This is a genomic window from Fluviicola sp. (genome assembly GCF_030151805.1).
Taxonomy (GTDB): domain Bacteria; phylum Bacteroidota; class Bacteroidia; order Flavobacteriales_D; family Crocinitomicaceae; genus Fluviicola.
Genome location: NZ_JASLCN010000318.1, coordinates 1 through 5,108 on the forward strand (window position 1 = coordinate 1; position 5,108 = coordinate 5,108).

A 5,108-nucleotide genomic window follows, 5' to 3' on the forward strand; every position below is an offset into this window, starting at 1 on the left:
CGAGGCCGTTTCTTCATCCACTTTCGTTACAACCGGATCAAAAGTAATTGCTCCCGACAAGAAGTGAAGTCCCAGGTTCAATCCGTGACTGGCGCGCAACAAATCCTGAATTTCCTCGTCTGCTTCAGAACGACCAAAATCCTCATCCAGGTTCACAAAAACCAATTCCGGAACCTTGAAACCGAGCATCCGGGCAATTTCGCCACCCAAAAATTCTGAGATCAATGCTTTCACTCCGTGTCCTGCTCCTCGAAATTTCAAAACGTACTTAAAATCGTCATCTGCATCGACCAAAGCCGGAAGTGATCCTCCTTCTCTCAAAGGTGAAATGTAACGCGTCACGTTAACTGTTCTTAAAAATTCCGACATGTTTAATCCTCTTTTCGAATACCATTCTCAGGAACTTTCCCGGTGTATTCAGATAAAATATTCTTGATGTATTTGATATCCGCATCCACATTCCCGGTCGGGATAAACAGCGAATGAAAACCACCCATTTTGCGTTTATAGTCGATATAAGCAATGTAAATCGGAACATTTGAACTTTGGGCAATGTAATAAAATCCCTTTTTCCAATGCGGCTGATACCCTCTTGTTCCTTCCGGAGTAAATACCATGAAACACTTTTCGTTCTCCTTAAAGTAGTTTACCGCCTGTTCGGTGATGTTGTTATTTCTCTTTCTATCGACCGGAACTCCTCCCATTGCCTTCAAAATAAAACCCAGCGGAAAGAAAAACAAATCCTTCTTAATCAGGAATTTAGCATTCACCCCATAATGCGCAAAAGCTATTTTACCGATCACAAAATCCCAGTTCGAAGTATGAGGACCTACCACTACTACAGCTTTATCAATACCAACCGGAGTATGACTGTCTATTTTCCAACCGAATAACTTGAGTATCCAGAAAAAGAATTTTCCCATGAAACAAAGTTACAATTTCAAGAAAAAATTACCTTTATGACATGCAAATAAAAAAACGCTTTTATGCCGCTTTCCTTGTAGTGCTACTTACTGCATCCAGTTTATTGATTTTTATTTGCCTTAATTTCCTTTCAAACAATCAGAATAATCCGGTTGTTCCAATTCCGAAAGACAGCAAATGGGTTTTGCGGATGGATGCCGAATCTTTTATTAAAACAGAAATATATACGACTCTTTTTACAGAGAAAGACGATGCTTTTATTCAGCAGGTAAAAGATCTGATTGAAAGGGGAACCAATGAAGCTACGGACAAGAAACCTTTGTTCATTGATTTCCAGGAAGACATCGTGCTTTACAATATTGAACGGAACAAGAAAAATTTCCTGGTAATTGCCGTTCAGACTTTAAACAGCTCGGCATTCAACAAGCATATTGCCGATTATTGTAAATCAACCCAAATCGGAAGAGCGAAAGGACATTGTGGAATCTATGTGAATCAAATCCGCGGACTGAAATCGAACAAAAAAGAATTGGAATCCGTTCTGGCTGAAGTGTTAAATTCCCCATTTAAAGAATTGCAAAAAGCAGCACCGGAAAAGAATGAATTCATTGCCTTGCATTGGAAAAACCGTTCCGAAAAAAGTGGATTTTCTTCCATGGATTTATCCATTCAGCACCAGGATCGTGAAATTACCATGGAAGGAGGACTAATTTATCCGAAACAGCTTCATCCGGGTTTGAAATTCGGCTTAAATCCGAAAGGAGTGTATGTTTATTCCCGTTTAATTTCAGGAGCTTTACCCGATACATTGCTGAACTTTTTACCAAAAGGGCTTCCGCATTTCAAGGATTTGCAGGCGTATGCTGTTGATTTCGGCGGAACATACCTGGAAGACACCAAAGACAGTTTACCCAAAGTGTTCGGGTTTCTACCCGTTCCGGTCATGAACCTGATTATTCAAACCAAAAACGAGTGCAAAGTAGAAGAACTCTGGAAAGCTTTCCCGGCATCGGTTCGAAGAGAAAATCTCCGTCTGAGTTTTGGAAATACTTCCTATTATTTGAAACAGCTTGCTCCGGACACGTATTTTATCGGAGTTGATCCTTCTGCAATCGTTTCTTATAATGGAAATGAGGTGTTTTTCATTAAAGGTCATTTGGAAAAAGCAACCAAAGTTTACGGCAGTACTTTTGTTACTGCTGTTATTGAAAACATGGGACCAATCAAAGCATTCAACGACTTTTTGAATAGTACCGAATCCATTCAGATTGAAATCAAACCGGAAAAAGGAAGTCGTTATTCCATAGAAGGAAAAATCCTGTTCAAAGAGAAAAAACATCCGTTACACGAGCTTTCCAAAATGGTATTCGGATTGGGAGTTTTCGAACTATAACACCTTACACATAACGAACTTTGATCGTCACTGTTTTATCTCCTTTTAATTGAAATTTGAAGTCTTCAAACTTGGGTTTGCTCCAGGCCGTATGATAATAATCTGAAAAGCCGAAGCCTTCATCCGGAATAAACATGCTGTAATCCATTTCTTTATTCGCATTTTCATCGTCCAAAAGAGCCACTCCGTATTCTCCTTCTTCGATGCCTGTAATGGTACAAGTCAGCGTGTTGTTTTTCACTGCATCCTTATCAAACAATTTTACCTTCCAGGGAAGCTGCTTTTTGAAGTTTTCGGACGTACGGTAAACCTGCAACTGAAGTTTTCCCGAGTTATTACGGATATTGGTCACTTTTACGGTAATCGTGTGATACGTCGGAGCCGGATTTTTAAACGAAAATGATATAACGCAGATAAATGCTAACAACACGAAAGTAAGAACTGAATTTTTCATGGTAAAAATAGATATGCTCGCATAAATTTAATGGATTCGTCCGAATTCGTTTTATGACCGATACAGATTTAACAATTGATAAATATCCTTTTAATGTACAAATTACCTGTTAGTCTAATCTCGGAAAGATAAGAAACGCTTTAACTGCTAATATTAAGGCGATCGTTAGAGGGAATTATGTACTTAACACAGGTAACCTCTAAATCTTTGCGCTCTCTGCTTCTCTGCGGTTTATAAATCCAGCCTTATTTTGAACGCAAAGAATGAAAGAACGCAAAGATCTGAATATCAAAAATATTAAAAGCCATCAATTAAAATTTAGTATGCTGTATATTTTTAAAGATACTTTTAGCGCTACCTGATTAAAATACATAAATCCCATCGTTAGACGCCAGTAATTCGTGAATTCGTGGCAAATGTACTCATCACCTTCATTTGGGAATAGAATTCAGCAATTCCAGAAAGTAAGCCGGAGCCCCCAATAAACGCGAACCGTACCAGGAAAAATATTCTCCGTCTACCAAAACAACCTGGCTTTCGGGAAACTGATTTTGCAACGCCTCTATGTGTTTTTCTTTAAACGGATACGGTTCTGAACTTAGAAATATTAAATCAGGATGGATCGTTTCCAAATTCACTTCCGGATAGCGATCCTGGTTCATGGCATTTTCAAATCCTAAAGTCTCCAGCATGGAATCAATAAAGGTATTTTTTCCGGCAGCAAGGTATGGATTCTTCCAGATCAGATACAGCACACTTTTTCCTGTCGGTTTCAATGCATTCAATTGCGCGAAATTCGTTTCGATCGCAGCGCTCAATTCCTGGGCTTTTTGCTGTGTGCCGGTAAGTTCGCCGATTTTACCGAGCATGTCCAGCGCATCTGCAAGGTTGAAAATATCGCTCATCCAAACCGGAAAATCCTGTTCCAATTGTTCGATATCGGCCTGGTTGTTTTCCTCCTTATTCCCGATAATCAGATCCGGATTCAAGGCTTTAATGCCTTCGATCTTTGCATTTTTCGTTCCTCCGATCAATTGCACTTCTTTTCTCAATTCGGGAGGATGAATGCAAAATTTGGTGATTCCGACCAGTTTTTCCTTCAAGCCCAGATCAACCAGTAATTCTGTTTGAGACGGAACCAATGACACAATACGCAAAACGGTGGAATTAACTTCCACCGTTCGCTGCATTTGATCTATGTATTTGATTTTTTTCACTATGCTAAAGACGCAATTACATCCTGACGTGTTAAAATCTTTTTGTCGCCGTTTGCACGTTCAACAATCACAGCCGGAGTTTGCTCATTAATCAATTTCGCAACATCTTCCAACTTCGCACTTGCCTGAACAACCGGGAAAGGTTTTTGCATGATTTTGGAAATCGGCGTATCTCTCAATGCCGGGTTATCAACCAATAATTGGTAAACCTGGGAATCATTCAAAGAACCAACCAATTCACCGTCTCTCAATACCGGAATCTGGGAAATGTTGTACTTGCGCATTTTCATAATGGCGTGAGACACCAATTCTTCCGAATACAAGGTTACCAAAGGTAAATCCGCATGACGCGCAATCACATCTTCAGCCGTTTTAAATTCTTCTTCCAGGAATCCTCTTTCACGCATCCAATCGTCGTTGAAGATTTTCCCAACATAACGGCTTCCGTGATCGTGGAATAAAACAACCACTACATCGTCTTCCGTCAACTGATCCTGTAATTGCAACAATCCACCGATAGCGGCTCCTGCAGAATTTCCTACGAAAATTCCCTCTTCACGAGCCAAACGGCGTGTGTAAACCGCAGCATCTTTATCCGTTACTTTCTCGAACAAATCAATCACGTCGAAATCTACGTTTGCAGGAAGAATATCTTCCCCGATTCCTTCAGTGATATAAGGGTAAATTTCATTTTCATCGAAAATTCCTGTTTCCTTGTATTTCTTGAAAACAGAACCATATGTATCGATTCCCCAGATTTTCACATTCGGGTTTTTCTCTTTCAAATACTTACCAACTCCTGAAATCGTTCCTCCTGTTCCTACACCAACAACAAAATGAGTTACTTTTCCATCCGTTTGTTCCCAAATTTCAGGACCAGTTTGCTCATAATGAGCCAGGCGGTTCGATAAATTATCGTATTGATTCACATACCAGGAATTCGGAATTTCTTTCGCCAACCTTTTGGATACGGAATAATATGAACGGGGGTCAGAAGGCTCAACAGCCGTAGGACAAACAACTACTTCTGCACCAACTGCACGCAAAATGTCCATTTTTTCTTTCGACTGCTTATCGTTCAATACACAAATCAGTTTATAACCTTTAATGATTGCAACCA

Annotated in this window: 6 protein-coding genes; 1 reads left to right on the forward strand and 5 read right to left on the reverse strand. The window is 39.8% G+C overall.

Annotated elements, in window-relative coordinates:
• Together Q1V93_RS12170 and Q1V93_RS12175 are read right to left on the reverse strand one after the other, a co-directional pair.
• Positions 1 to 369, reverse strand: a 369-nt coding sequence (locus Q1V93_RS12170) for a HipA family kinase (protein WP_367183796.1), incomplete at its 3' end; no start/stop codon positions are given.
• A 2-nt stretch (positions 370 to 371) separates the two neighbouring features.
• Positions 372 to 923: a 1-acyl-sn-glycerol-3-phosphate acyltransferase gene (locus Q1V93_RS12175; RefSeq protein WP_300665058.1), complete on the reverse strand. Its 552-nt coding sequence runs from the start codon at positions 921 to 923 to the stop codon at positions 372 to 374.
• Between the two features lie 41 nt (positions 924 to 964).
• Between Q1V93_RS12175 and Q1V93_RS12180 the strand changes: the two genes are divergently transcribed.
• Complete coding sequence (locus Q1V93_RS12180) at positions 965 to 2,317, forward strand: hypothetical protein (protein ID WP_300665060.1); 1,353 nt, start codon at positions 965 to 967, stop codon at positions 2,315 to 2,317.
• Between the two features lie 4 nt (positions 2,318 to 2,321).
• On the opposite strand, the gene Q1V93_RS12185 is transcribed toward Q1V93_RS12180, so the two are convergent.
• The 3 genes from Q1V93_RS12185 to Q1V93_RS12195 all read right to left on the reverse strand — a co-directional run.
• Positions 2,322 to 2,771: a DUF2141 domain-containing protein gene (locus Q1V93_RS12185; protein WP_300665062.1), complete on the reverse strand. Its 450-nt coding sequence runs from the start codon at positions 2,769 to 2,771 to the stop codon at positions 2,322 to 2,324.
• A 431-nt stretch (positions 2,772 to 3,202) separates the two neighbouring features.
• Positions 3,203 to 3,988, reverse strand: coding sequence for a helical backbone metal receptor (locus tag Q1V93_RS12190; RefSeq protein ID WP_300665064.1), 786 nt, complete (start codon positions 3,986 to 3,988; stop codon positions 3,203 to 3,205).
• A partial coding sequence (locus Q1V93_RS12195) for a pyridoxal-phosphate dependent enzyme (RefSeq protein ID WP_300665067.1) occupies positions 3,988 to 5,108 on the reverse strand: 1,121 nt, incomplete at its 5' end. The genes Q1V93_RS12195 and Q1V93_RS12190, both read right to left, overlap by 1 nt.

Excerpts from the sequence above, each read along its gene's own strand:
- Q1V93_RS12175 (WP_300665058.1), bottom strand. The coding sequence starts at position 923 with ATGGGAAAATTCTTTTTCTGGATACTCAAGTTATTCGGTTGGAAAATA.
- Q1V93_RS12180 (WP_300665060.1), top strand. The coding sequence starts at position 965 with ATGCAAATAAAAAAACGCTTTTATGCCGCTTTCCTTGTAGTGCTACTT.
- Q1V93_RS12185 (WP_300665062.1), bottom strand. The coding sequence starts at position 2,771 with ATGAAAAATTCAGTTCTTACTTTCGTGTTGTTAGCATTTATCTGCGTT.